Source organism: Streptomyces sp. BA2 (genome assembly GCF_009769735.1).
Lineage (GTDB): Bacteria > Actinomycetota > Actinomycetes > Streptomycetales > Streptomycetaceae > Streptomyces.
Window position 1 is genome coordinate 5,363,662 of sequence record NZ_WSRO01000002.1, and the last position, 26,247, is coordinate 5,389,908.

General features: G+C 71.3%; 25 protein-coding genes. 11 read left to right on the forward strand and 14 right to left on the reverse strand.

All coding sequences use genetic code 11. From position 1 onward, the window contains the following. Positions 1 to 27: 27 nt before the first annotated feature. Entirely contained in the window at positions 28 to 876 is an 849-nt protein-coding gene (locus E5671_RS26985; RefSeq protein WP_160506505.1) for a DUF4097 family beta strand repeat-containing protein, read from the reverse strand. 90 nt (positions 877 to 966) lie between these two features. Beyond that, entirely contained in the window at positions 967 to 1,485 is a 519-nt protein-coding gene (locus tag E5671_RS26990) for a hypothetical protein (RefSeq protein ID WP_160506506.1), read from the reverse strand. Positions 1,486 to 1,653: 168 nt separating this feature from the next. Between E5671_RS26990 and E5671_RS26995 the strand changes: the two genes are divergently transcribed. Next, entirely contained in the window at positions 1,654 to 2,322 is a 669-nt protein-coding gene (locus E5671_RS26995; RefSeq protein WP_160510437.1) for a TetR/AcrR family transcriptional regulator, read from the forward strand. On the opposite strand, the gene E5671_RS27000 is transcribed toward E5671_RS26995, so the two are convergent. Further along, complete coding sequence (locus E5671_RS27000; protein WP_160506507.1) at positions 2,319 to 3,122, reverse strand: MaoC family dehydratase; 804 nt, start codon at positions 3,120 to 3,122, stop codon at positions 2,319 to 2,321. The two genes, E5671_RS26995 and E5671_RS27000, sit on opposite strands and share 4 nt — an antisense overlap. Positions 3,123 to 3,785: 663 nt before the next feature. After that, on the reverse strand, positions 3,786 to 5,102 hold the full coding sequence (locus tag E5671_RS27005; protein ID WP_160506508.1) for a 3-oxoacyl-ACP reductase: 1,317 nt from the start codon (positions 5,100 to 5,102) through the stop codon (positions 3,786 to 3,788). Between the two features lie 72 nt (positions 5,103 to 5,174). On the opposite strand from E5671_RS27005, the gene E5671_RS27010 reads away from it, so the two are divergent. The 4 genes from E5671_RS27010 (at position 5,175) to E5671_RS27025 (ending at position 11,066) form a co-directional block, all read left to right on the forward strand. Continuing rightward, positions 5,175 to 6,473, forward strand: a complete 1,299-nt coding sequence (locus tag E5671_RS27010) for an acetyl-CoA C-acetyltransferase (RefSeq protein WP_160506509.1) — start codon at positions 5,175 to 5,177, stop codon at positions 6,471 to 6,473. A gap of 190 nt (positions 6,474 to 6,663) precedes the next feature. After that, positions 6,664 to 8,574, forward strand: coding sequence for an AMP-dependent synthetase/ligase (locus E5671_RS27015; protein ID WP_160506510.1), 1,911 nt, complete (start codon positions 6,664 to 6,666; stop codon positions 8,572 to 8,574). Positions 8,575 to 8,719: 145 nt separating this feature from the next. Next, a complete protein-coding gene (locus E5671_RS27020; protein ID WP_160510438.1) occupies positions 8,720 to 10,363 on the forward strand; it encodes an alpha/beta hydrolase in 1,644 nt (547 codons plus the stop codon). 43 nt (positions 10,364 to 10,406) lie between these two features. Beyond that, positions 10,407 to 11,066, forward strand: a complete 660-nt coding sequence (locus E5671_RS27025; RefSeq protein WP_160506511.1) for a maleylpyruvate isomerase N-terminal domain-containing protein — start codon at positions 10,407 to 10,409, stop codon at positions 11,064 to 11,066. A gap of 52 nt (positions 11,067 to 11,118) precedes the next feature. Here E5671_RS27025 and E5671_RS27030 read toward each other — a convergent pair whose 3' ends face one another. From E5671_RS27030 to E5671_RS27040, 3 genes are all read right to left on the reverse strand, one after another. Further along, entirely contained in the window at positions 11,119 to 12,459 is a 1,341-nt protein-coding gene (locus tag E5671_RS27030; RefSeq protein WP_160506512.1) for a hypothetical protein, read from the reverse strand. A 163-nt stretch (positions 12,460 to 12,622) separates the two neighbouring features. Next, on the reverse strand, positions 12,623 to 12,874 hold the full coding sequence (locus tag E5671_RS27035; RefSeq protein ID WP_160506513.1) for a DUF397 domain-containing protein: 252 nt from the start codon (positions 12,872 to 12,874) through the stop codon (positions 12,623 to 12,625). After that, the gene (locus E5671_RS27040) at positions 12,871 to 13,737 is read right to left on the reverse strand and encodes a helix-turn-helix domain-containing protein (protein WP_160506514.1); all 867 of its coding nucleotides are present in this window, start codon (positions 13,735 to 13,737) and stop codon (positions 12,871 to 12,873) included. Before E5671_RS27040 ends, E5671_RS27035 begins: the two co-directional genes overlap by 4 nt. Before the next feature lie 123 nt (positions 13,738 to 13,860). On the opposite strand from E5671_RS27040, the gene E5671_RS27045 reads away from it, so the two are divergent. The 3 genes from E5671_RS27045 to E5671_RS27055 all read left to right on the forward strand — a co-directional run bounded on the left by E5671_RS27045 (position 13,861) and on the right by E5671_RS27055 (position 15,894). Continuing rightward, positions 13,861 to 14,301: an ATP-binding protein gene (locus E5671_RS27045; RefSeq protein ID WP_160506515.1), complete on the forward strand. Its 441-nt coding sequence runs from the start codon at positions 13,861 to 13,863 to the stop codon at positions 14,299 to 14,301. 226 nt (positions 14,302 to 14,527) lie between these two features. Beyond that, positions 14,528 to 14,899 carry a hypothetical protein gene (locus E5671_RS27050; protein WP_160506516.1) on the forward strand — a complete coding sequence of 124 codons (372 nt, stop codon included), beginning with the start codon at positions 14,528 to 14,530 and terminating at the stop codon, positions 14,897 to 14,899. A 128-nt stretch (positions 14,900 to 15,027) separates the two neighbouring features. After that, positions 15,028 to 15,894 carry a GyrI-like domain-containing protein gene (locus tag E5671_RS27055; protein WP_160510439.1) on the forward strand — a complete coding sequence of 289 codons (867 nt, stop codon included), beginning with the start codon at positions 15,028 to 15,030 and terminating at the stop codon, positions 15,892 to 15,894. 69 nt (positions 15,895 to 15,963) lie between these two features. Here the strand turns inward: E5671_RS27055 and E5671_RS27060 are convergent, their stop codons facing one another. Next, positions 15,964 to 16,245, reverse strand: coding sequence for a DUF1876 domain-containing protein (locus E5671_RS27060; protein WP_160510440.1), 282 nt, complete (start codon positions 16,243 to 16,245; stop codon positions 15,964 to 15,966). Positions 16,246 to 16,314: 69 nt separating this feature from the next. Further along, positions 16,315 to 17,499, reverse strand: coding sequence for a lipase family protein (locus E5671_RS27065; RefSeq protein WP_160506517.1), 1,185 nt, complete (start codon positions 17,497 to 17,499; stop codon positions 16,315 to 16,317). Positions 17,500 to 17,673: 174 nt separating this feature from the next. Between E5671_RS27065 and E5671_RS27070 the strand changes: the two genes are divergently transcribed. Then, positions 17,674 to 18,165 (forward strand): hypothetical protein, encoded by a 492-nt coding sequence (locus E5671_RS27070; RefSeq protein WP_160506518.1) that lies wholly within the window; start codon positions 17,674 to 17,676, stop codon positions 18,163 to 18,165. Between the two features lie 53 nt (positions 18,166 to 18,218). Next, positions 18,219 to 21,086 carry a tetratricopeptide repeat protein gene (locus tag E5671_RS27075; RefSeq protein ID WP_160506519.1) on the forward strand — a complete coding sequence of 956 codons (2,868 nt, stop codon included), beginning with the start codon at positions 18,219 to 18,221 and terminating at the stop codon, positions 21,084 to 21,086. Here E5671_RS27075 and E5671_RS27080 read toward each other — a convergent pair. From E5671_RS27080 to E5671_RS27090, 3 genes are all read right to left on the reverse strand, one after another. Beyond that, complete coding sequence (locus E5671_RS27080; protein ID WP_160506520.1) at positions 21,023 to 22,087, reverse strand: AraC family transcriptional regulator; 1,065 nt, start codon at positions 22,085 to 22,087, stop codon at positions 21,023 to 21,025. The two genes, E5671_RS27075 and E5671_RS27080, sit on opposite strands and share 64 nt — an antisense overlap. 86 nt (positions 22,088 to 22,173) lie before the next feature. Beyond that, positions 22,174 to 22,554, reverse strand: coding sequence for a hypothetical protein (locus tag E5671_RS27085; RefSeq protein WP_160506521.1), 381 nt, complete (start codon positions 22,552 to 22,554; stop codon positions 22,174 to 22,176). A 17-nt stretch (positions 22,555 to 22,571) separates the two neighbouring features. Beyond that, positions 22,572 to 23,120, reverse strand: a complete 549-nt coding sequence (locus E5671_RS27090; RefSeq protein WP_160506522.1) for a hypothetical protein — start codon at positions 23,118 to 23,120, stop codon at positions 22,572 to 22,574. Between the two features lie 249 nt (positions 23,121 to 23,369). On the opposite strand from E5671_RS27090, the gene E5671_RS27095 reads away from it, so the two are divergent. Continuing rightward, a complete protein-coding gene (locus E5671_RS27095; protein WP_160506523.1) occupies positions 23,370 to 25,163 on the forward strand; it encodes an AMP-dependent synthetase/ligase in 1,794 nt (597 codons plus the stop codon). On the opposite strand, the gene E5671_RS27100 is transcribed toward E5671_RS27095, so the two are convergent. Next, positions 25,129 to 25,443: an AzlD domain-containing protein gene (locus E5671_RS27100; RefSeq protein ID WP_160506524.1), complete on the reverse strand. Its 315-nt coding sequence runs from the start codon at positions 25,441 to 25,443 to the stop codon at positions 25,129 to 25,131. The genes E5671_RS27095 and E5671_RS27100 overlap by 35 nt on opposite strands. Next, positions 25,440 to 26,204, reverse strand: a complete 765-nt coding sequence (locus E5671_RS27105; RefSeq protein WP_160506525.1) for an AzlC family ABC transporter permease — start codon at positions 26,202 to 26,204, stop codon at positions 25,440 to 25,442. Before E5671_RS27105 ends, E5671_RS27100 begins: the two co-directional genes overlap by 4 nt. Positions 26,205 to 26,247 lie beyond the last annotated feature (43 nt).

Below are 26,247 nucleotides of genomic sequence, written 5' to 3' on the forward strand. Positions count from 1 at the left end.
CGTCTGTGGTGCCTGCGTTGTCAGGGGTCAGGCGAGGGGGCGGGCGCGGACGATGTCGATGTTTCCGTGCCGGGTGCGGGCGCGGATCTTGACGGTGTCCTCGCTCTCCTCCGGGCCCTCGGACGAGGTGAGCAGGTTGCGCACCTGCCCCTTGTCGGAGCTGACGTCGAGCCAGGCGGCCGTGCCCTCGCGGATGCCGACCTCGATGGCGCCGTAGTTGGTCTCCAACTGGACGGTGCCGCGGGCGGCTTCGGCGATGCGCAGGGCGCCGTGTGCGTTGGTCGCGGTGACCGAGCCCTCGGCGCGCGCGACCTCGATGGCGCCGTTGGCGCCGCTCACCCGCAGGTCGCCGGTCGCGGTGCCGACGGTGGTGTTGCCGTGCGAGTTCTTCAGTACGGCGGAGCCTTCGACGAGGCCGACGCGGATGCTGCCGGAGCTGGTGGTGATCTCGGCCGCGCCCTCGGCCCGGTCGACGGTGATCGAGCCGTGGGAGACGGTCAGGTTGAGCGGCCCGGTCGTGTCGAGGCGCACGTCGCCGCCCGAGGACTTCACGCGGACCTTGCCGAGCCTGCCCTCGCCGAGCACCTGGGTCCAGGAGCCGCTCACCTCGACGTGTGAGCCGGTGGGCAGTTCGACCGTCACGTCGACGGCGCCGGTGGGGCCGATGATGAGGCGCTCCTTCGTCCTGATGTTCAGAACGCCGCTCGCGTACGTGACCTCGGTCTGCTCGGCGGCCCGCACGTCCTTGTCCCTCTTCGGGTTCTGGGCCGCGACCTCGACGAGGGTGTCAGGCCGGTCGCCGGCGGTGAACCGGATGGAACCGGCCCCCACGTGCGCCATGACCGAGATCGGTTCGGGAGTGTCGAAAGAAGGCATGGCTGTCCCGTCCTCTTGAGTCTTTGGGGCGTCCCCGCTGGTGGGACGTGGTGTGGGTGAAGTGGTGGGAGGGGCGGGACCGGGGCGCGGTCAGCGCACCCAGCCCGTGATGCTCTGTCCGATCGTTTGTGCCTTCTGCGTCGTACGCGGCCGGGTGTCGCCGTCGACCGCGGCCGACACGGCGCGGATCAGCCACGCGTTGACCGAGAGGCCCTCGCGCCCGGCGGCCTCCTCGGCGCGGGCCTTGAGGTGGGCCGGCAGGCGCAGGTTGACGCGGGCGGTGCCGCCTTCGTCGCCGTCGGCCGGAGCCGGGGTCTTGAACGGTTCGACGGGCGTGGATGGCTCCACGGTGGCGCCACTGTCGCCGGGCGGCAGCGTCACCACGAAGTCGGGGTCGAGCCCACGCAGCCGTACGTCGACCGAGCCGGGGGCGAGCTCGCGGGTGATCTCGTCCATGGCGGCCGAGAGTACGTTGAGCATGGTCAGCCGGGTCGCCGACTCCAGGGGAGCGGTGAGCCGGTCGGCCAGCTCGCGAGCGTCTTCCCCGCCGGCTTCGGCGGCCACCGCGAGTTCGCGGCGGAGGGTGTCGACATACGGGGTGAGGTCCATGACGTCATCATGGCACCATCATGGCGCCACGCGCAAGCCCGGTGGCACCGTGTGGCACCGTGTGGCGCCGCGTGGTGTCGAGTGGTGCCATCTGGCGCCGAGCGTGCCGACCGTAGGCTGGACCTTCTGTGCACAGGCTGTGTGGGAGGGGGCGCCGGGGTGGGCGACATGAAGGCCGGGGTGGCCGGGGTGGCCGGGGGTGCTGTGGGGAAGCGGCAGAAGCGGATGCCGCGGGCGGTGCGGGAGCAGCAGATGCTGGACGCCGCGGTGCGGATCTTCGGGCAGCGGGGTTACCGGGCGGCTTCCATGGACGAGATCGCGGAGGTCGCGGGGGTCTCGAAGCCGCTGGTGTACCTGTACCTGAACTCCAAGGAAGAGCTGTTCACGGCGTGCATCCGGCGGGAGGCCGCGGCGTTGGTCGCGGCGGTGCGGGACGGGGTGAGCGGGGGCGGTCCTGCCGACCGACAACTGTGGTCCGGCTTGCGGGCGTTCTTCACGCATACCGCGGAGCGGCCCGACGCGTGGGTGGTCCTGCACCATCAGGCGCGGACGCAGGGGGAGCCGTTCGCCGCCGAGTTCACCGTGATGCGCGAGGAGATCGTGGCGTTCGTGACGTCACTGATCGCGGAGGCGGCGCGGGAGGCACACCGGAAGCCGGAGCTCGCGGAGCGCGAAGTGGCGGGCTTGGCGCAGGCGTTGGTGGGGGCTGCGGAGTCGCTCGCCGGTTGGGCGAACGGTGACCCTTCGGTGTCCGCGAAGGAAGCCGCGGCGACGCTGATGAACTTCGCGTGGGCGGGGCTGGGGGAGTTGATGGAGGGGCGGCGGTGGGTTCCCTAACGGATGGCCCCGCTGAGGTGGATCTTTCCGGTGGTGCCGCGGAGCTCGAAGTGGGGGCCGTCGGCGGCGTAGGTGACGGTGCCGGGTAGCAGCACGGGAGCCTTGAAGTCGACGCGTACGTGCGCCGTTTGCTGCGTCTCGTGTTCCGCGAGGCAGCGGGCCGCGGTCCACATGCCGTGAGCGATGGCTCGGGGGAAGCCGAAGAGGCGTGCGGTGAGGGGGTGCAGGTGGATGGGGTTGCGGTCGCCTGAGACGGCGCCGTAGCGGCGGCCGAGGTCGCGGGGCAGGGCCCACTCGGCGAGGGCGGGGAGCGGCTCGCTGTCGCGCGGGGCGCTGGGCGTGGTGGGCGTGTCGGTGCGATGGCGGGCCAGGTAGGTGCTGCTGGACGTCCATACGGTGTCTCCGTCGACGCGGGCCTCGGTGACGAGGGTGGCTTCGGTGCCGCGGCGGTGCGACGCCAACTGGCCCGCGTATACGACGAGTTCGAGGCTGTCGTCGGTGGTCAGGGCGCGCTGCTGGGTGATCTCGATGGACGTGTGGACGAGGCCGAGGAGAGGGAGCGGAAAGGCGCGGGTGGTCATGAGGCGCATGGCCAGGGGGAAGCTGAGGACGTGGGGGTAGGTGAGGGGGAGGGTGTGCGGGGTGCTGCGGTAGCCGCAGAGGCGGGAGTAGGCGGCGAGGTGCGCCGCGTCGGGCCGCACGCCGCTGAGGGTTGGCCGTGAGGCCGGGAGGGGGGCGTCGGGCCGGGGCCGCTTGAAGGGGGAGAGGACGGCGCCTCGGAGGAGCAGGGGGGCGAGCATGGGGGTCCTTTCGGCGGGCGGGTGGCTTGCGGGGTTCCGGGGCGCGGGTGCGCTGCGGGGCTGGTGCGTGTGCGGCGGGTGCGTGCGGGGGGTACGGCAACGGTCTGTCTGTGGGTGCGGGGCCGCGCCGGTATGTCCGTCCTCGCTATCGTCCGGTGGCCGTGGGGTTGCTTCGGCTCCGGAGACTTCGGGAGCCGTGCTCCGGGCAGACATACCGGCACGGCCCCTCGCGTGGGCTGCCGGCTGCGGGTCATCGTGCGTTGCTGCGGCGTCGCTCCGGCTGTGGGGCGGGGCCGCGCCGGTATGTCCGTCCTCGCTATCGTCCGGTGGCCGTGTGGGTGCTTCGGCTCCGGAGTCTTCGGGAGCCGTGCTCCGGGCAGACATACCGGCACGTCCCCTCGCGTCTCACTGCCGCCTGCGGGTGCGTGGGGGTCGGGCTCCCACGGGTGGGGCGCGTCGCTGCCCCAGCCGCCCCCGCTGGCCGACATCCCGCCCCCCCCGCCCGGAATGCAGCCCCCCGGCACCGCGGGGCAATCGGGTGGGTGGGTGGGTGGGAAAGCTTGTTCGTGCAGGGGCGGCTGCGGGGTGACGGGCGGGTGGGTGGGGGAGGCCTGTTCGGGCAGGGAACGCTGCGGGGCCAGTAGGGGCCGGTCCATGCGAGGGCTACGCCCCGAGAAGGCTTTGGCCGCAGACCCGCAGCACCTGCCCGTTGACCCCGGCTGACGCCGGGGAGGCGAGCCAGGCCGTGGTCTCGGCGACATCCACCGGCAGGCCCCCCTGCCCAAGGGAATTCATCCTGCGGCCCGCCTCGCGGATGAAGAGAGGAACCGCCGCCGTCATCTTCGTCTCGATGAAGCCCGGGGCCACCGCGTTCACCGTCACCCCGTACTCGGCCAGAGCCCCCGGCGCGAGCGAGCGAACGAAACCGATGATCCCCGCCTTGCTCGCGGCGTAGTTCGTCTGGCCCGCATTTCCCGCGATCCCGGCGATCGACGCCGTGGCCACGACACTCCCGCCCCGGTTCAACGTCCCGGACTTGAGCAACGCGTCCGTCGTACGCAGCACACTCGTCAGGTTCACGGCCAGGACCGGATTCCAGCGGTCCGCAGGCATGTTGGCCAGCTTGCGGTCCCGCGTGATCCCCGCGTTGTGGACGAGGATGTCCAGACCGCCCGGCGCGAGCGCCGAAGCCATGCGCTCCCCGGCGTCGTCCGCCGTGATGTCCAGCGGCAGCGCCGTACCCCCGAGCCGATCCGCCACCCGTACCAAATCCGCCTGCACGGACGGCACATCGAGTACGACCACATGAGCACCGTCCCGCGCCAGCACCTCCGCCACCGCCTCGCCGATCCCCCGCGCCGCCCCGGTCACCAGTGCCGTACGGCCGGCCAGGGGGCGGTCCCAGTCGCAAGGAGACCGCTCCGCTTCCCCCACCTCGATCACCTGGCCGCTGACATACGCCGACCTCGGCGACAGCAGGAAACGCAGTGTCGACTCCGCGGCCGCCGCCGAGCGCATGCGGACCAGCGTCGCCGTGCGGCCCCTGCCCAGCTCCTTGCCCAGGGAGCGTACGAAACCCTCCAACGCCTGTTGCGCCGCCGCCTGGTGGTGGTCCGACGGCGAGACCGGGGCGCCGAGGACCACCACGCGGCCGTTCTCCGCCACCGAGCGCACCACGGGGTGCAGCGCCGCGTGCGCGAGGGCGAGGTCGGGGGTGTCGCTAATGCCCGTTGCGTCCAGTACCACCGCCGTCGGGCGGGATGAGTCGGGCACGAGTTTGAGGTGCGTCCGCGCCAGGACCGAGGAGAGGTCCGGCAGGGCTGAGAGCCCCTCGCCCGCCGTCAGGTGGAGCAACTCACCCTCCAGATAAGGGCGTTCCGGCGTCCAGCGGCGCAGTGCCGACGGCTGGGGCAGGCCGAGCCTTCGAGTGAGGAAGCGGCCGGGTGCGGTGCCCGTGAAGTTCAGATAGCGGTCGGCCATTGTCCAACTCCCAGCTCGGTCGTAAATTTACTTCAGAGTAAGGTTACTCAAGGGTCAGGAGCTGGTCGAGACATGAAACTGCCCACCACCCGCCGCGTGGCGGTCATCGGCGGCAGCCGCATCCCCTTCGCGCGCTCCGACGGCCCGTACGCGACCGCGTCCAACCAGGAGATGCTGACCGCCGCCCTCGACGGGCTCGTCGAGCGATACGGGCTTGAGGGGGAGGGCGCCGTAGGGGAGTTCGTCGCGGGCGCCGTCCTCAAGCACAGCCGCGACTTCAACCTCGCCCGCGAGACCGTCCTCGGCTCGCGCCTCGCGGCGACCACACCCGCGTACGACATCCAGCAGGCCTGCGGCACCGGCCTTCAAGCCGTCATCGCCGCCGCCAACAAGATCACGCTGGGGCAGACGGAGTCCGCCGTGGCGGGCGGAGCGGACACCGCCAGTGACGCCCCGCTCGGCGTCAACGACTCCCTGCGGAAGATCCTCCTGTCCGCCCGCCGCGCCAAGTCGGCGGGGGAGCGGGTCAAGGCCCTCGCCCGCGTGCGGCCCTCGCACCTCGTGCCCGACATCCCGCGCAACGCCGAGCCCCGCACCGGGCTTTCGATGGGCGAGCACGCCGCCGTGACCGCCCAGGCGTGGGGCGTCACGCGCGAGGCGCAGGACGAACTGGCCGCCGCCAGCCACCAGCGGCTTGCCGCCGCGTACGACAGGGGGTTCCTCGACGGTCTTGTCGTGCCCTTCCGGGGGCTTGAGCGGGATCAGAATCTGCGGCCCGGGTCGAGCGTCGAGAAGCTGGGGAAGCTGACGCCCGTCTTCGGGGTGAAGGGGCCTGCGAAGGGTCCTGCGAAGGTCCCCAACCCCACCATGACCGCCGGGAATTCGACCCCCCTGACCGACGGGGCCGCCGTCGCCCTGCTCGCGAGCGAGGAGTGGGCGGGGGCTCGTGGGCTCGAACCCCTTGCCTATCTGACCGCGTACGAGACCGCCGCCGTCGACTTCGTCGGCGGTGACGTCGCCGGTGGCGAGGACGGGCTGCTGATGGCGCCCGCTTACGCCGTGCCGCGGATGCTGGAGCGGGTGGGGCTCGGGCTCGCGGACTTCGACTTCGTCGAGATCCACGAGGCGTTCGCCTCGCAGGTGCTTGCCACGTTGGCCGCCTGGGAGAAGCGGGGGCTCGGCGTCGTGGACCGGGAGCGGCTCAACGTCGCCGGGTCCTCGCTCGCCACGGGGCATCCGTTCGCCGCTACCGGTGCGCGGATCGTTGCCACGTTGGCGAAGCTGCTGGCCGAGCGGGGGGCTCCTGGGCGTGGGCTGATCTCGATCTGTGCCGCGGGTGGGCAGGGGGTGACGGCGATTCTGGAGCGGTAGTCGCCCGCGTGGGTGGGGCGGGTTCTTTCCCCAAGCCCGCCCCTTCCCGAAACCGGCTGCGCCGGGGCCTTGCGCACCGTCATCACCGGCCTCTCCGAGTTCGTCCTCAAACTCCCCCAAGCTCTTAAGGAGCAGGGGGCCCCCACGACGGGCTGGAAAATCCACCCCCCTCCTACAAGGAGTCCCGCCCATGCCCCCCATCACCCCCCAGCCCGCTCTCGTAGAACCCCACCTGCGCCACCTCGACGGCGTCGTACGCGAAGTCTCCGTGCCGCCGTTCGCCTCCGTCGTCAGCAGTGGGTCCCTCGCCGACATCCCCTTCGACAACGCCCGTGAAGCCCCCACCGAAGCCGTGCTCTCCCGCAAGGGCGAGGGCGGGCGGTGGCGGGATGTCACGGCCGCCGAGTTCGCCGGTGAAGTCCTCGCCGTCGCCAAGGGGTTGATCGCCGAAGGGCTCGCCCCGGGCGACCGGCTCGCCATCATGGCGCGTACGACGTACGAGTGGACGCTGCTCGACTTCGCAGGCTGGGCGGCGGGGCTCGTCACCGTGCCCGTCTATCCGACCTCCTCCGCCTATCAGACCCGGTGGATACTCCAGGACTCCGGCGCCGTCGCCCTCGCCGTCGAGACCTCGGCGCTCGCCGCCTCGCTCGGGCCCGAGCGCGACCGGATGCCCGACCTGGCGCATCTGTGGACCTTCGAGAAGGGGGACGTGCGGCGGCTCGCCGAGCTGGGGCGGAAGGCGGGGATCTCCGATGTCGAAGTGGAGGGCAGGCGGGCCGAGTTGGGGCCCGACTCCGTGGCCACGCTCATCTACACCTCCGGGACCACCGGGCGCCCCAAGGGCTGCGTCCTGACCCACGGCAACTTCTTCGCCGAAGTCGACAACGCCATCGAGCTGCTCCACCCCGTCTTCAAGTCCGTCAGCAAGGAGCCCGCCTCCACGCTGCTCTTCCTGCCGCTCTCCCATGTCTTCGGGCGCATGGTCGCCGTCGGCTGTCTGCGCGCGCGGGTGCGGCTCGGGCACGCGCCCAGCATTCAGACCGAGGATCTGCTGGGCGATCTGGGCGGGTTCAAGCCCACCTTCCTGCTCGCCATCCCGTATGTGCTCGAGAAGGTCTTCAATACCGGGCGTGCTACCGCCGAGAAGATGGGCCGCGCCTCCTCCTTCGACCGCGCCGCCCGCATCGCCGTCCGCTACGGCGAGGCGGTCGAGGCGGAGCAGCACGGCACGGGCCCCGGGCCGGCCTTCGGGCTGCGGCTGGCCCGCGCGCTGTACGACCCGCTCGTCTACCGGCGGATCCGCGCTGCCCTCGGCGGCAAGGTGCGGTACGCGATCTGCGGCGGCTCACCGCTGGGGCGCCGGCTCGCCGCGTTCTACGCGGGGGCGGGCATCGAGATCTTCGAGGGGTACGGGCTGACCGAGACCACCGCCGCCGCGACCGTGACCCCGCCGCTGAAGCCGAAGCTCGGGACGGTGGGGTGGCCGCTGCCGGGCACGCGCGTGCGGATCGCGGACGACGGTGAGGTGCTGCTCGCCGGAGGGCAGGTCTTCGGCGGGTACTGGGACGGGCAGGCCGGGCGTGCGGTGCCCGCGAAGGGTGAGTGGTTCGCGACCGGGGACATCGGCGCCCTCGACGCCGACGGATACCTCTCCATCACCGGGCGCAAGAAGGACATCCTCATCACCACCGGCGGCAAGAACGTGGCGCCCGCCCCGCTGGAGGACTGGCTGCGCGCCCACCCGCTGGTCGGCCAGTGCATGGTCGTCGGCGACGACCGGCCCTACATCACCGCCCTGCTCACCCTTGAGGCGGACGGCATCGCTCACTGGTGCCGCATGAAGAAGAAGGTGCTCACGGAGCACACGGGCCTGGCCGCTCTGGTGGATGACGCCGATCTGCGCGAGACCTTGCAGCGTGCCGTCGACGAGGCCAACAAGCTCGTCTCGCGGGCCGAGTCCATCCGGCGGTTCGCCGTGCTTCCCGTGGACTTCACGGAGGCGAGCGGCCATCTGACCCCGTCCCTGAAGCTGAAGCGGGACGCCATCGAGCGGGACTTCGCGGAGGAGATCGAGGGGCTCTACGGCCACGGACGGTAGTGGCCACGCGCGGTAGCGAATGTCACTCACTGTCACCTGAACGGGCGGGGCCGCTGCCCCGCGCTTAGGGTGATCGAGGGGCAGACCCAGGGAGGTTGCCGTGCGTGGAGCTGTTGCACTCGCCGGCGTGACAGCGCTGGCCGTCATGGGGACAGGGGCCTGGCTGCCGGGCACGGAAGCCGGGCTGCCTGGCACGGACGCCGGGCTGCCGACCGAGAGCGAGGCGCCCGAGAGCGAGGCGCCCCAGAGCGACGCGGCCGAGAGCGCGGCCGACGCCCCTTCGCCCACCCCTTCGCCCAACCTCTCCCGCTACTACACGCAGAAGATCAAATGGGGCGCCTGCGAGGGAGACGGGGCGGGTCTCATGTCCGAGACCGACGCCACCGCCGTCCCCAAGGACAAGAGCATCCAGTGCGGCAAGATCACCGTCCCCCTCGACTACGCGAAACCCGGGCGCGGCACGGTCAAGCTGGCCATGATCCGCATCAAGTCCAGCGGCAAGCCCCGTGGCTCGCTCCTGCTGAACTTCGGTGGGCCCGGCGGCGCCGGAGTCTCCGGTCTGCTCAGCTCGCAGAAGGAGTTCGAGTATCTCGGCAAGGGGTACGACGTGGTCTCCTTCGACCCCCGTGGTGTGGGCGAGAGTTCGCCCGTCAGCTGCGGGGACGCGGGTGCCGAGGAGCCGCAGATGGAGGGGGACTCCGATGACCCCGGTGCCGTACTGGACGAGATGCGCAAGATCGCCGAAGCGTGCAAGAAGAAGTCCGGGCCCGTCCTTCCGTACGTCGGGACCGTCAACGTCTCGCGCGACCTGGACGTCATGCGCCAGGTGCTCGGCGACAAGAAACTCAACTACCTGGGCTTCTCGTACGGGACGCGGCTCGGCGCCGTCTACGCCGCCCAGTTCCCGAAGAACGTCGGGCGCATGGTCCTCGACGGTGTGGACACGCTGACCGAGGACGTCGCGGAGCAGGCCCTGGTGAGCGCGGAGGGACGGCAGACCGCCCTCGACAACTTCATCAACTGGTGCACGGACAACGCCGGTTGTGTGCTCGGCACGGACTCCCGTGCGGCACGCGACAACATGGCCGAAGTGATCAAGGGGCTCGACAGGTACCCGCTCCAGTCGTCGGACGGCGCGGAGTTCACCGGCCAGGACGTCGTGGACGTACTCGGCCAGGCGCTCTACAGCAGGCAGTCGTGGCCCGCGCTCTCGCAGGCACTCGGCGCGCTGCTCGCGGACGGTGACCCCAGGGCTCTGCTGCGGATGAGCGGGTCCTTGGCCCACCAGAACCCCGGCAGCGGACTCGCGGGGGTGCGCGGGCGGGCGCCGGAGGACGTTCCCGCCGACAACATGGCCGCCGCGCTGATGGCCGTGAACTGCGCCGACGACCCGGACCGGCCCGACGCGAAGAGCCTGGAGAAGGAGGTCGGCAAGCTCCAGGCGGAGTTCGAGTCGACGTCAGCGATCTTCGGGCAGTCGATGCTGATGCCGGTCCTCTTCTGCTACGGGCGGCCCGCCGGTACGGACTACATCCGCGATGACGTACGCGACGTGAAGAGCCCCGACTTCCTCCTCGTCGGCACCCGGGGCGACCCGGCCACGCCGTACCGCTGGACCGAGGAGACCGCGAAGCGGCTCGGCTCGGCGGCGGTCGTCCTGGACAACAAGGGCGACGGGCACACCGGTTACGCCGGGTCGAAGTGCGTGCGGGAGAAGGTGGACGGGTTCCTGCTGTACGGGGAGATGCCGAGGAACGGGAGTTCCTGCGGGGCGGACGAGGAGGACTAGCGCCCGCCGGTGCCGGAGGCCGCCCTGCGGTTACCGTTCCCGCATGCGCCGACAAGCCGAACAAGATGCCGCCACTCCCGGTCCCGTAACCCCCGATGACCTCGACCGGGTCGTCCAGCTCGCCCTCGCTACCCTCCGTGAGGCGCCCCCGGCCGCCTGGGACGGCAAGGCGGGGTCGCTGGAGTGGGACTGCTGGGAGACCGTGGAGCACCTCGCCGACGACCTCTTCGCGTACGCCGCTCAACTCGGCCCGCGACAGCTGCCCTTGGAGGGCGAGGTGCCCTTCATCTGGGAGTCCCGCAGGCCCGGAGGGCCCGCCAACGCCATTCACGCGGACCGGGCCGCGGGCCCAGCCGGGCTGCTTCAGGTCCTTGAGGCGAGCGGGGCACTGCTGATCGCCATGGTGCGAACCGCGCCCCCGGAGGCCCGCTCCTATCACGGCTACGGGATATCCGACCCGGAGGGATTCGCCGCGATGGGGGCAGTGGAGGCCCTCGTCCACGCGTACGACCTCGCCGAGGGCCTTGGCCTTGAGTGGGCGCCGCCCGCCGACGTGTGCGCCCGGGTCCTCCACCGCCTGTTCCCCGACGTCCCCTCCGGCGAGGAGCCCTGGCCGACGCTGTTGTGGGCGACGGGGCGGGGCGAGCTGCCGGGGGAGGCGCGGCGTACGTCCTGGCGGTGGTACGGGGAGCCTCGGGGCTAGGGCGGGCCGCTCCGGGGCCGGGAGGCGGCGAACCACCCGGCCCCGGCCTACGTCAGCCGGTCGGCGTGGCCGACACCTCGGGGGAGAGTGCGGACTCCAGGCCGTCCGCGTTGACGGTGGCGACGGCGTAGTAGTACTTCGTGCCGCCGGTCAGCTCGCGGTCCAAGTACTCCGTGCTGCTTGTGGAGTGGGTGAACTCGGCGTTGTCCTTGGTGATGCCGGGACTCGTGGAGCGGTAGACGCGGTAGCCGGTAACCGGCGCCTCGTCGCCGCCGGACGGGACCCCGTACCAGTTGAGCCGCACGCTGCCCGCGCCCGGCGTGATCTCGTAGACCTGCGTGGCGCCCGGCGGACGCGGCTCCGAGTACGTCGGCTTGACCGACGCGGAGGCGGGCGAGGAGACGGAGTACGAGGACGTGGCGACGACGGCGTAGTAGTAGTCCCGCTCGCCCTCGTCCTCGCCCACCGTCGCGGAGTACTCGGTACTCGTCGTGGTGGCCACGCGGTTGGCCGGGTCGGTGATGTCCACCGGCGAGGTCTTGGAGCGGTAGACGGTGTAGGAGGAGACCGGCACGTACGGGCTCTGCGTCCACGACAGCGTGAGCCGCTTGCCCACGAGCTGGGCGTTGCCCAGGGTGGGCGCCTTGGGAGCGGTGCTTGAGCCGACGGTCTTGGTGCCGTTCACGGCGTTCGACGCCTCGGACTCGTTCCCGACTGCGTCGACGCCCCGCACCTCGTACAGGTACGTGCGGCCCGCCTCGCCCTTCGTGTCACGGAAGGTCAGCGACGTGATCGAACCGACCTTCGTGCGCCGGGCGTTGGGGGACTCGGCGCGGTACAGGACGTACTTCACCGAGTCCGAGTCACCGGTGCGCCAGGTCAGCGTCACTCCGCGCTCGTCCTCGCGGGCAACGGTGAGGTCGCGCGGCGAGAAGGGGGAGACGGTGTCCCGGGTGCCGCGGAGGGGTTCGGTGTAGGGCGAGAAGTGGCCCGCGTCGTCCAGGGCGCGGATCTTGTAGGCGTACGAGACGTCGGCGTCGCCCGCGGTGTCGCTGTACGAGCTTGCGGAGACGGTGTCGAGCAGTTCGTAGGGCCCGACCTCGTCCGGTTCAGTGCCCTCCGCCTCGGCCCGGTAGACCTCGTAGCCGGTGGCCGCGGAGAGCGAACTCCAGGACAGGGAGACGGACTCGCGCCCGGACGTGACGTAGAAACCCTCGGGGGCGTCGTACAGGGGGTTCTCGGGCTGGTCCGGATCGTCGCCGACGGCCTTGACGGAACTGGCGGCCGAGGCGGGCGCGGTCGCGTGCGCGGTTCCGGTTAATCCGAGGGCGAGGATGACGACGGCTGCCGCGGAGGCGACGGCTGCGGGTCTGAGAGGGCGGCGTTTGGACACGGCTGGCGTTCCCTTTCCGGTGGAACCACGTACGGACGTACGGGAGTTCGGGATGCAGTCGTGGGGGGAGTTGGTGGTGCCGTGGGGGCAAGGAACTGTAGCTGGGCATGACGGGGCTACGACAGGCGGCGCGCCTTTGCCTGTCGGCGGGACGTGCGGTGCGTCAGACCTCGGAGCGGGTTGCCTGGGCCAGGAAGGCGGTCCAGGCCGCGGGCCTGACGGTGAAGTTGGGGCCGCTGGGGTTCTTTGAGTCGCGTACGTGGATGGCGTGGGGGTGGGGGGATACCTCTACGCATTCGCCGCCTTCGCCGCCGCTGTGGCTGGACTTGCGCCAGGCGTAAGCGACTTCGAGGCATTCGCCTCCGCCGCCGCTGCTGTGGCTGGACTTGAACCAGGTGAGTTCCTCGGTGCTCATAGTTCTCCCAGCATCTTCTCGATCAGGGTCAGCGAGTCACGGGGCGTGAGAGCCTCCGATTGCAGGATCCCATAGCGGACGGCCAGCACACGGACTTCCTCCAGAACGGTGATCAAGCGCGGGTACGTATGGATCTCCATGTACGCCACCTGCTGCTGCTTCTTGGGCGTCAGAAGCGTGAACGGCCCGTCCAGGCTTGGCTGTTCCTCCCGAGCGAGTGGCATCACCTGTAGTTGGACAGTCCGCATGCTTCCGATGCGCAGGAGCTTCCGCAGTTGCTCCTTGTGGACTGCCTTCCCGCCGATGGGCCTCAGCAGCACGCTCTCGTCCAGGATGAAGCTGAACGTAGGTGAGGGCCAGGGGTCGAAGATCTGCTGACGAGCGAGTCGGTCCGCCACCCGCTTCTCGATGGTCTCCTCGCTCAGCAGGGGCTTCCACTGGGTGAACATGGCGTGTGCGTACGCCTCGGTCTGGAGCAGGCCTGGGACGGACTGGTTGGTGTAGACGTACAGCTGGACGGCCAACGCCTCCAAGCTGGCGTACCCCCGGTACCACTCCGGGTGCCGCGTCCGTGCCCTCTTCTGCGCCTCCCGTACGTCATCCACAGCCGCCGCCAACACGCCCCTGGCGTCGAGCAATTCATCCGCCCTGATCAGGAACTCCGGCTGCGGAGTCCGGACCCCTCGCTCCATGGACGAGATCAGCGCCTCCCCGCAATGCGCCGCCTTGCCCAGATCCCGTTGGCTCAGGCCCGCGTGCTCACGCAGCACCTTGATCTGCTTGCCCAGCGCGCTGAAGAGATGCGCTGTGCCGTCCGCCTCGGCGGGCCGTTCCGGCCGCTCTTCCCGATCCGCACTCGCCATATCCGTACCGCCCCGCAGTCACGGTCGACACCTCATACGCCCAACCAACCGCACTCATACAGCTACGCTCCGTCGCGGCGTCGTACATGGTCAGACTAGAGCGAACCGACCACGCTCGGTGACATGGAATCCCAAATCTCCACCCCCCAAATGCAGTTCGCGCAGCGACTCAGCCCCACCCGCAGAGGCGCCCGTCTCGCCCGCCGCCTCGCCGCTCACCAGCTGGAAGCCTGGGGCATCCCGCACGGCAGCGACCTCTCCGACGCGGCAGCGCACATCACCGCCGAGCTGGCTGCCAATGCCGTCACGCACGGCCACGTACCCGGAAGGGACTTCGAACTCCGGCTCCTCTACGCGGAGTCGGCGCGCACGCTGCGTATCGAAGTGTCGGACGCCCGCGGCGACCGCGTCCCACGGCTGTGCCCGCCGGACACCGAGGCGGAGTCGGGCCGGGGGCTCCGGCTGGTCGAAGCGGCTGCCGTGGCGTGGGGTGTCACGGAGCGCCGCATCGGCAAGACGGTCTGGGCCGAGCTCCGGGCCCCCGGCGGCGGACCGTGGTTGTGAGGGAGTGGTGGAGCAGGTCGATCTTGTGGGCGGGGTAGTGGCAAGATCGCCACGAGCGCGCTTCGGCGCGCCGCGTGGCACGGGGGTGCATCACGCGGGCGGTCGGCCTTGTCCGGCTGTCCGATTGTTCGGCTGATTGCTGTGTGACCGTTCGGCTCTTCGGCTGTTCCAGGACATGGGCGTGTACCTCCGGCCCGCTGACCGTAATGCGTAAACGGAGGAACACATGAAGTCTCTGAAGCGACGGGGCATCACCGCCACCACCGCCCTGACCGCGGCGGTATTCGTCGTCGGGGCGTTCGGCGCCACCTCGGCGTCGGCCTCGGCACCGAGCACCACCGCCACGAAGGCGGCGGCCATCTCCTGTGCCGGCGGGAACTACGTCAAGGCCCACGAGAGCGTGAAGATCCGCAAGTCGATGAAGGTCAACTCCACCGCTCTGGGGCTGCTGCCCAAGGGCAAGAAGGCCAAGCTCCTGAAGTGCCAGGTGGACCTCGCCGGCACCTACTCGCTGTGCGGCTGGAAGGACGACAACCGCTGGCACCACGTGAACTACCGGGGCATCAAGGGTTACGTGCCTCTCGCGTGCGTGGTCTAGAGCGTCCCTCCCTCTGACGACGACCGGCGGACGACGGTCGTGAGCCCGACCGGACCGGGCACAGGATGTCGGGTCCGGCAGGGTGGCTCCTTCCTAGCGTGATGGGTGTGAAAGGGAAGGAGTCCGGGGTGCTGGAGCGGTTGAACCAGGCCATGGAGCACATCGAGGCCCGCCTCGATCAGCGGATCGACGTGGCCGATCTGGCGCGGACGGCGGTGACGTCGGAGTACCACTTCCGGCGGCTGTTCTCCGCGCTGGCGGGGATGCCGCTGTCGGAGTACATCCGGCGCAGGCGGCTGACCGTCGCGGGTGCCGAGGTGCTTGCCGGGGAGCGGACGCTCCTTGAGGTCGCCGTCCGCTACGGCTACTCGTCGGGCGAGGCGTTCGCGCGGGCGTTCCGCGGGATGCACGGCGTCGGACCCGGCGAGGCCAGGCGGGACGGCGCGACGCTGCGCTCCCAGCCCCGGATGTCCTTTCGCCTCATCGTCGAAGGGAGCAGCAGCATGCAGTACCGGGTTGTGGACAGGGACGAGTTCCGTGTCGTCGGGAGGAAGGCGCGAGTTCCGCTCGTGCACGAGGGCATGAACCCGGCCATCGCGGAGTTCATCCGGGGGATCGGACAGGAGACGCTGGGGCGCATCGAGAGCCTGTCGGACCAGGAGCCGCAGGGGATCGTCTCGGTGAGCGACGGTCTGGACCCGAGCCGCGCCGAGGGGACCGAACTCGACTACTGGCACGGTGTGGTGAGCCGGGCGGAGGCGCCGGACGACATGGACGTGCTGACCGTCCCCGCCGGGGCCTGGGCCGTCTTCGAGAGCGAGGGGCCGTTCCCGCAGACGCTCCAGTACCTGTGGCGGGACGTGTTCACGCAGTGGTTCCCGTCGAACCCGTACCAGAGCAGGCCGGGGCCCGAGATCCTGCGGACGCGCCTCTCGGACGACGGGACGCGGGCGGACGCGGAGCTGTGGATTCCGGTGGAGCGGACGGCGGCCTGAGCGTCGGTGCGCGGCGGGCGCCTGCCCGCCGCGCACCGACGTCACCGGCTCACCTCACCTCAGCTCACCTCACCTCAGCGCGTGCGACGTCCTGCCCGAGGCCTCGTCGATCTCCTCGTGCGCCTTCGTCAGGAGCTGCATCGCCAGCTCGTTCAGCGCCCGCGCCCCCGCTATCTCCTCGCCGACCCGTGGCTGTGACGAGTCGGAGGGGTGCCGGCTCGCGTATCCGTGCGCCCGCACCTCGTTCCCGTCGGGGAGTCTTACGAGGGCTGCCGCACGGGTGCGGTGGGCGTCCTCCTCGAATTCCATCTCCACGTGCCAGCCCACAGCTGTTCTCATCACCATGACCATCACCTCCGGAACACCTTCTTCCAGGGTGCCCCCGGCCGCCCGCGGTGGTCCAGCGGGCGGCTCGGGTGACTACTGGCAGTTGCCCCGCGCCGGTTTTCCGGCGAAGCGGTCGGCCAGCCAGTTCGCCGCCAGCGGTGACTGCGTGATCACTCCGGAGACGTGCTCGCCCAGCGGGACCGTGTGCCACTCCACGTTCGCGCCCTTGGCGCACCAGTCCTTGCGGACCTGCTTGCCCACGCCGTACGGGATCAGCTCATCGGTGATGACGTGGTACTGGTAGACCGGCGCGTCCGGAGCCCGTGTGCCGACCGTCGAATCGCGCAGGCGCTGCTGCCAGTCCGGCTGGTCGAGGGGGTTCTTCACCGTCATGTCGGAGATCTTCTTGAAGGCGCCGAGCACCGCGCCGTCCGCCACGCAGCTGTTTCGCAGCGTGCCGATCAGCTTCTTGCCCGCCGGGTTGAGGTAGGACTCCAGGTTCAGCTCGGGGAAGGCCGCGTTCTGGCCGATGGCCGCCATGAAGATCAGGCCCGAGCCGTACGAACCGTCGTTGAAGTCCGCCACCTTCATCAGGTCGCCGGGCACACCGCCGGTAGCCGTGCCCTTGACCTTCAGGTCGGGGGCGTACGAACCGTGCAGCTCGGCCGCCCAGCTTGAGGCCTGGCCACCCTGCGAATAGCCCATGATGCCGACCGGGGTGTCCTCGCCGAGCCCGGCATCCGGGAGGCGGATCGCGGCGCGGGCGGCGTCGAGCATGGCATGGCCCTCGGCCCTGCCGACCGTGTAGGTGTGGTCGCCGGGGGTGCCGAGGCCTTCGTAGTCCGTCACGGCCACGGCCCAGCCGCGCAGGGTGAGCTGCTGGATGAGGTTGGCTTCGAGGGTGGTCCCCCGGGGGAAGCCGGCGCTCGGGGCGCAGTGGTCGCCCATGCCGATCGTGCCGACGGCGTACGTGATGAGGGGGCGGGGGCCCTTCCTGCCGTCCTGCGGCACGATGACCGTGCCGGAGACGGTGTTCGGCTCGCCCTTCGCCGTCGTCGACCGGTAGTTGATCTTCCAGGCCTTGGTGTGGGTCGGCTGGCCGGGGAGGGGGTGGAAGCTGCTGGGCGCGGAGCTGACGATGTCGCCGGGGGCGGCGGCGTCAGCCGGTGCGGCCTGTGCCGTCACCGGGGTGATGACCGAGAGGCCGAGCGCGGCCACCACGGCCAGGGCTCTTGCGATGGTTCCTGCGCTGGTTCTTGCGCTGGTACGAACGTGCATGCGGCTCTCCCAACTGTCCTCAGTGGCTGGGGCATTCAGGCGACGACCGTAGTGACTCACGGGTAAGTCCGGCGCTGACGGGAGCGCTCAGCTTTGTTGACTCTGTGTCTCTGACACCGTTCCGGCGCTACGTTCATGGGGGGAGCCTTTCGGGCGTTGCAGAGAGGTGGGGGGATGCTCGACAGCACGATGACGGCATTGGCAGCGGCGGCTGGTCTCGCCGTGGCGGGGGCCGCGGGCACGGACGCGTGGTCCGGGATCAGGCAGGCGGTGGCCCGCTGGTTCGGGCGCGGCGACGAGGAACGGGAGCGGGCGGAGCTGGCCCGGCTCGACCAGACGGCGGTGGCGCTGACGGGGCCCGGCGGTGATGCCGCCCTGCGGGCCCGCATCGACGAAGAGGCCTCGTGGCGCACGCGCTTCGAGATGCTCCTCGAGTCCTTGGACGAAGCGAGGCGGCGCGAGGCGGTGGCGCAGTTGCAGGCGCTCGTCGAGGGCCACGGCACCGCACCGGGCCTCGGCCGGATCTCGGTGGCGGGGCCCGGCGCGACCTCCGTGGTCGGGTCGTACGAGAGCCATGGCGCGACGTTCAACATCAACGAAGTGCACGGCGGGCTGTGGCAGGGAGGCCCCGCGGGCCCTACCCCGCCGGCTCCGCCCCAGGGCTGAGCGGACCGGCTGCCGCAGGCCCGCCCCAAAGGGAGTGGCCGCATCTGGTCGGCGTGCTGCCGCAGGAGGCCCACTGCTTCCAGGGGCGTGCCGTCGGCGGGCGCCTCGCCCGGGAGATGGCCGACGGAGGCACCGCCGTGCTCGGCCAGGTGCTCGCCGGGACCGGGGGCGTCGGCAAGACCCAGCTGGCGGCTCGCTACGCGCGTGACCTGCGGGACAGCGGTGAGATCGACCTGCTCCTCTGGGTCACCGCCGTCAACCGCGAGGCCATCGTCTCCGCGTACGCCCAGGCGGCCGAGGAGTGGCTCGGTCTGGCCCGCGCCGACTCCGAACAGGCCGCGGCCCGCTTCCTCGCCTGGCTCGAACCGCGCCCGGCGGGTGGCCCCAGCTGGCTGATCGTCCTCGACGACCTGGCCGACCCGGTCGACCTCCTCGCCGACCCCGCCCTGCACCGGGGCGGCCTGTGGCCTCCGGCAAGTCCACGCGGCCGCACCCTGATCACCACACGCCGCCGCGACGCGGTCCTGGCGGGCCACGGCCGCCGAAGCATCGAGGTGGGCCTCTTCGCACGGGAGGAGTCGGTCAACTACCTGACGCGGGTGCTGGACGCGGGGCATGAAGGGGCGGGCGCCGGGTGCGGTCATGCGGACAGTGGTGGGCGTGACGGTGACAAGGACCCCGGTGAGTGTGACCGGGCGCGGCCCCGCGGCGACTGTCCCGCACGGCATGATCCGCAAGACTGCGTGGCCCGGCTCGCCGGGGATCTCGGTGATCTGCCGCTCGCCCTCTCCCAGGCCGCCGCCTACCTTCTGGAGGCCAGGGACGTGACCTGTGCCGAGTATCGGAGGCAACTCTCCGCCCGCAGCCGCGAGTTGGAGCTGCTCTTCCCTGAGCGGGGCATGCTGCCCGACACCCAGACCGTCACCGTGACCGCCACCTGGTCCCTCTCCGCCGAGCGTGCCGATGCCATGCGCCCGCGAGGGCTCGCCCGGCCCATGCTCGCCCTCATCTCGCTGCTCGACCCGAACGGCATCCCGGCGGCCGTCCTCACCAGCCCACCGGCCCTCGCCCACCTCACCGCGCACCGCACCCCGCACTCAGAGGAAGCGGTGACTGCCGAGGACGCCGTCGGAGCGCTGCGTGCCCTGCACCGCATGAGCCTTGTCGACCACACACCCGGCGTCCCGCACCAGGCCGTCCGCGTGCACCAGCTCATCCAGCGGACCTTTCGCGAGTCCCTCCCGCACGACGTCCTGGAGGAGACCGCCGTCGCGGCGGCCGACGCGCTCGCAGCCGCCTGGCCCGACGTCGAACGTGACACCGCGCTCTCCCAGTTCCTGCGGGCCAACACCGATGTCGTACGACGGGTGGCCGAACCTGCCCTGTGGCGGCCGGGCATCCACCCCGTGCTCCTCCTCGCCGGAGACAGCGTCCAGGAGAGCGGCCAGGTCACGGCCGCCCTCGTCTACTTCCGCACCCTCGGACGGCTGGCCCACGACCGGCTCGGCCCCGACCACCGCCAGACCCTGCGCATCCGGCTCCAACTGGCCGACCTGCGCGGTATGGCGGGCTACCCGGACGAGGCGCTCACCGGACTCCGGGAGGCACTCGTCGACTGCGAGCGGGTGCTCGGACCCCACGACCGCGACACCCTGCGCGCCCGGCACGAACTGGCCCACGCGCACGGCCTCGTGGGGGATGTCGCGGGCGCCCTGGCCAGCCTGGAGCAGATCCTCGTGGTCCGGCAGTGGGTCCTCGGCGATGACCACCCCGAGACCCTCGACACCCGGGGCTCGCTCGCCCTGTGGTGGGGCGACGCGGGGGACACGGCGGGGGCCATCACCGCACTGGAACAGCTCATCGTCGACCGGGAGCGTGTACTCGGCCGAGACCACCCCGACCTCTTCCGGGCCCGCCACAACCTCGCGCTCTACCGAGGCGAGGAAGGGGACAAGCGGGGAGCCGTGGCCGCGTACCGGCAGCTGCTCGCCGACCGGGTCCGGGTGCTCGGCCCCGACCACGCCGAGACGCTGGGTACCCGCCGTGAACTCGCCTACTGGCAGCGGGACTCCGGCGATGTGACCACCGCTCTGGTCACCTTCGAGCTGCTGGTGTCCGACATGGACCGCGTCCTCGGACCCGATCACCTCGACACCCTCACCACTCGCCGCAGCCTCGGCTACACCTGGGGCGTCGCGGGGGACGCGGCGGGCTCCGTCATCGCATACCGGCAGGTCCTCGCCGACCTGCGGCGCGTCCTCGGCCCCGACCACGCGGAGACCCTGGCGACGGCCACCGTGCTCGCCGGGGGTCTCGTCGACCGGGGCCGTCAGCACCTCAGCGGAGGAAGCCCGCAGTTCCGGTACGCCAATCGGAACCTCGACGGCCCTTCCGTCTGGCACGCGCAGGCGCTCGCCTGCTTCGAGGAAGCCCGCGCGCTGACCGGGCCCGAGGAATCACCCGGTGTCTACGGCGGCATCCTGCACGACATCGCGGACACCCACCGGGGCGCCGGGAACTTCAAGGAGGCCGCCGAGCACTATCGGCAGGCCGTCTCGTACCGCCGGCGCGCCGACCAGCCGGGCGAACTGGTCGCCACGATGTACGCCCTGGCGAACTGCCTCGCCACGATAGGTGAGTTGGCTGAGGCGGCGACCGTGCTGCGGCAGATCACGGGCGAGGGCGCCTACGCGGAAGCGGTGTCCATGTACCGGTCCGTGCTCGCCCTGGTGGACCCCGAGACCGATCCCGGTTCGTACGCCGCCGCCCTGAAGGACATGGGGGACGCCCTCGCGGCACAGGGGCAACTGGAGCAGTCACATGTCGCGTACTCCCACCGCTGGGGAACGCCCGCGGATCAGCCCGAGCCCGAACCAGGCTCGGACCCGGGCTCGCCCCCTGGCTCCCACGAGCCGTCGTAAGGATGTGCCACCCGGTACGCCCCCGGCGTCGTCCCCGTCCACCGCCGGAAAGCCCGGTGGAAGGCCGTGTCCTCGGAGAAGCCGAGCCGTGCGGCGAGGTCGGCGATGGGCTCCGTGCCCTCGGCGAGGCCCGCGATCGCCGCGTCACGCCGCACCGCGTCCTTCAACTGCTGGTACGAGGTGGACTCCTGGGCCAGGCGACGGCGCAGCGTCGCGGGGCTCACCGCGAGGCGTGCGGCGATCTCGCCGAGGGAGGGGAGTCGCGGGGACGTGCGCAGGGCGCGGGCGAGGGCGCGGCGTACCTGTTCGGCGACCGTCGTCCCGTACTCGCGCCGGGAGAGGAGGTCGAAGGGCGCACGGTTCAGCATGCCCTCCAGGGCCTCCTCGTCCCGTATCAGCGGCGCGGCCAGCCAGCGCTCGTCGAACCCGGCACCCGTGCGCGGCGCGCCGAAGCGGACCGGGCAGCCGAAGAGGAGCCCGTACTCGTCCTTGTGCGGGGGCGGGGGATGCCCGAACTCGGCCCAGTGGAGCGGGATGCGGCGTCCGATCAGCCAGCTGCACAGGCGGTGCCAGATGATGACGAGGCACTCGGCGAGGAAGTAGTCCCGTTCGAGGTCGTTGCGTACGGCGAAGACGGCGCTGCCCGTCCCGCGGTGCTCAAGGGTGAGGTCGGGGCCGCCCGGAAACAGCCCGTAGAAGGTGACGCCACGCTCCATGGCTGCGCCAAGGTCACGGCAGCCGAGGGACGCGTGGCACATCATCGCGAAGGTGCCGGGCCTGCTGACGGCCGAGCCGAGGCCGAGGAACTCGTCGCCGGTGGCGCGGTACAGCTCCCGGAAGAGGCGGGCGAACTGGACCTCGGTGATGCGGGCCCGGTCGTCGCCGAGCAGGAGCGGGGGGATCTGGGCGGTGCGGAGCAGCGGGACGGTGTCGATCCCGTGGCGCTCGGCGCCGTGCAGCATGGCGCGGATGTGGTGGACGGTGATGGTCCGGCTGGGCATGGGGTTTCCTTCCCCCGCCACGCCCCTTCTCGAACCAGCCGCGCGGCTACGGGAAGGTGCACCGCCCCGTAGCCGCGTCCCGGCTGTCAGACTCCGGCGAGGCCCGCGAGCACCCCGAAGCCGACGGGCAGCAGGAAGGCGATGCGCCCGTACTCGGGCCGCCCCTTGTCCGCCCGGCGCAGGAAGGTCGCGAAGCCCGCGGTGACGATGCCGAACGTCGCCGCGTACAGCAGGGTGTCGCTGGTCGACAGCCCGCTCCAGCCGTCGGAGAACAGCGCCGTCAGCGTCATCGTGCCGCCGAACAGCGCGGCACCGGCCAGCGCGTCGCCGCCGGTGAACACCAGCGGCGACTCACCGCCGTGCCGCTCCTTGCGCCAGACCTGGAAGACCAGGACGGCGACCAGGACGACCTCGGCGGCGACGGCCAGCATGAACGAAGCCTTGAAGGTGGTTTCCATGATCTCCATGGTCTCCTCGATTCCCCTCAGCCGCAGGCGGTGGCGACGGTGGAGATGCCGGTGACCTCGCCGAAGATGGCGACGAGCAGCTTGAGGCGCTCCTCCTTGTTGCCGGCCTGGACGATGAGCTTGGCACCCTTGAGCACGCCGCCGAACTTGGTGGCCTTGGTGACGAGAAGGGCGTTGCCCGCGATGAAGGCGCCGATCGCGCCCACGCACTTGGTCACCTTCCAGGCGGTGTTCCAGCTCCGCAGCTGCACGCCCTGCGGGGCGGCCTGCCCGCTCTGCGGGGCGAGCTGGGCGATCGCCGCCTGCTGGGCCGCCTCGTCGCCCGGGTACATCGCCTCGACGAGCTGCTGGTTCGTCGGGTTCTGGGGAAGCGCCCCCAGTCGCTCCTCCAGACCCTCTTCGACGATCTCCGGGACGGCTTCGGCGGCTTGCTGTCCGGCGGCGCGGGTGTGGGCGGCCTCGGTGGCGGAGGCGATCGGTCCGGTGGCGGCGAGAGCGAGGGCCGCGGTGACGGAGAGGGCGGCGGTGCGAAGGGCAGTTCTGGATATGGAAGTGGATGTGGACATGTGTGTTCCCCTTTGTGTTCATCGCGAGGCGATGGCCGACGCCGGTCGACACCGCCCTGGTCAGGGGCGGTTGGGCGGCGGGCTTGGGAGGGATACTGGTGCCGGAGCCCCAGGGGCAACAAGGGTTTTGAGGATCTTCTGAGGGTCCTCTGAGGATCTTCGGGCCGCCGCGGCTTGAGCTCCGCGGCCAACCCCGCTGACGCTTCCCGTCATCCCTCCACCGCCCGCACTGTCCCTAGCGTCGTACGCATGCAGCCGACGGAGCGTCCCGAGACCCTGGCCGTCCTCACCGAGTGGGCGGCCGACCGGCACGGCAAGCTGCCCGCCCTCCGGTTCAAGTCCGCAGGCGGGGCGTGGGAGGAGGTCTCGTACGAGCAACTGCGGGAGCGTGTACGGGATTGCGGACGGGAGCTGCTGGCTCTCGATGTCCGCCCGGACGACCGCGTGGCGATCCTCGCCGAGACGCGCCCCGAGTGGACCTACGCCCACTTCGCCACGTTCGCGGCGGGCGCGGTGGTCGTCCCCGTCTACCCGACGGCGGGTGACGAGGAGGTCGAGTGGGTCATCGGGGACTCCGGCGCGGCGGTGGTGATCTGCGAGAACGCCGCACAGGCGGCGAAGATCGAACGCCTCCGGCCGCGGCTGCCGGGCGTACGGCACGTGCTGCTCATGACGGAGCGCGAGCGGCAGCCGGAACTGGACCCGTCGGACGCCCTGTTGGACGCCCTGTCGGACCGGGCAAGGACCCGCGTCCCCGCGGACCTCGCCACCATCATCTACACCTCAGGCACCACCGGCCTGCCCAAGGGCTGCCTCCTGACCCACGGCAACCTGGGCGCAGTCCAGTCGGCCACCCTCCCGCTGATCCAGGGCGGCCCCGGCGACTCCACGTACCTCTACCTCCCGCTCGCCCATCTCCTGGCCCAGCTCATCGAGTTCACGACGCTCATCCAGGGCGGCGAGCTGTGCTACTTCGGCGGGAAGATCGAGAATGTCGTCACCGAGCTGGCGGAGGCGAAGCCCACCCATCTGCCGTCCGTGCCGCGCCTGTTCGAGAAGGTGTACTCCGTGGTCCTCTCCCTCGCGGAGTCCCAGGAGGGGGGCCGCGAGCGGTTCGAGGAAGCGGTACGCATCGGGGTCCTCGCGGCGGACGGCGCCCTGCCGCCCTCGCTCCAGGACGCGTACGAGGCGGCGGACAAGGCCCTCTACGGACTGGTCCGGCAGGCGCTCGGAGGGCGCGTCCGCTGGGCGCTGACCGGCGGCGCGCCCATCGCGCCGCACGTCGTCGACTTCCTTCGGGCGTGCGGGATCGCGGTCTACGAGGGGTACGGGATGACCGAGTCGGCCGGCGTGATCAGCCTCAACCACCCGGGGGCGGTCCGTTACGGCACGGTCGGCCGCCCCGTAGCGGGCTGCGAGGTCCGCATCGCGGAGGACGGAGAGGTCCTGGCCCGGGGCGAGATGGTCTTCCCCGGCTACCACGCGGACCCGGCCGCGACGGGGGACGCCCTGGACGAGGAGGGCTGGCTGCACACAGGCGACCTGGGTGCGGTCGACGCCGACGGCTACCTCAGCATCACCGGCCGCAAGAAGGACCTGATCATCACTTCCGGCGGCAAGAACCTCACCCCGTCCCTCAGTGAACTGGCCGTCCAGCGCTCGCGTTTCGTGTCGCGAGCGGTCATGGTCGGCGACAAGCGCCCCTACCCGGTGGCCCTGATCACGCTGGACACGGAGGAGGTCACAGCCTGGGCGGAACGGGAGGGCGTGACGCTGACGGAGCCCCTCGCGCAAGACCCCCGCGTCCGCGCCCTGGTCCAGGAGGTGGTGGACGAGGCGAACGAGGCGGTCTCGCACCCGGCCCGCATCCGCGAATTCGCCCTGCTGGATGAGGACTTCACGGTGGAGGGCGGGCTGCTCACACCGAGCCTGAAGGTGCGCAGGCGTGCGGTGACGGAGCGGTACGCGGGAGTGGTCGAGGAGCTGTACCGGGGCGGCGGTGCCTCGGCTACGACACCCCCGCCAGGCGCAACAGCGCCGTAGTCGCCGCCGCGCCGACCACCACCACGGCGAAGGGCGCCTTCCACCAGGCGAGCACCCCGCCCGCCAGTACGCCGATGGGCCGCGCCCACCCGGCGAAACCGTGCCCCTCGGTGAGTGCGCCGGTGGCGAGGAGTGCGACGAGCAGGACGGTCGCACCGACAGTCAGCAACTCCTGCATGCGGGCGGGCAGTTCGACCCGCCCGTGCAGCAGGGGGCCCGCGAGGCGGAAGGCGTACGTTCCAGCGGCGAGGACGAGGATGCAGGCGAGGTAGGCGTTCACGAGGCACTCCTCTCGGGGAGGGGGGACGGGCGCGAGGGGCGGACCGGTCCGCGTCGCGCCGCGAGCAGGCCCAGCAGGGCGAGCAGTACCGGCACCCCGGCGGGCAGCCACGGAGCCGCGGCGACCGCGATCACCGCACCGGCGGCCGCGGCCCGCCGCGTCATGCTGTCGCCGCGCAGCGCGGGAAGGACCAGGGCGAGGAGCACCGCGGGGAACGCGGCGTCCAGACCGAAGCGGGCGGTGTCGCCGATCGCTGATCCGGCGAGCGCGCCTCCGAGGACGCTGACGTTCCATACGGCGAACAGGCCGAGCCCGGATATCCAGAACGCGGCCTTGCGCCGCTTCTGGTCGGGCTGCGCGAGCACGAAGGCCGCCGTCTCGTCGGTGATGAGGTGCGCGCCGAGGAACCGCGCGGCCCAGGACCGGCCCAGGCTGTCGGCGACGGCCAGGCTGAACGCGGCCGTGCGGGAGTTGAGCAGCAGGCCGGTGGCTGCGGCGGCGACAGGACCGCCGCCCGCCGCGAGGATGCCGACCGCGCTGAACTGGGCGGAGCCCGCGTACACGAGCAGCGACATCAGGACCGGCACCCAGACGGGCAGGCCGCCCGCGACGGCGATCGCGCCGAAGGAGACGCCGACGACGGCGTCGGCGAGCCAGACGAGGGCGATGTCGCGCAGGACGCCGCGGGGGAGGTGGGAGAGGCGTACGAAACCGTCGTTCGTTCGCTGGGGTGGGCTGTATGTTCGGTGTGGCGAACGCATACGTCGTAGGATGGATCGTGCGAGTGTCGTTCGTCAAGGCGAA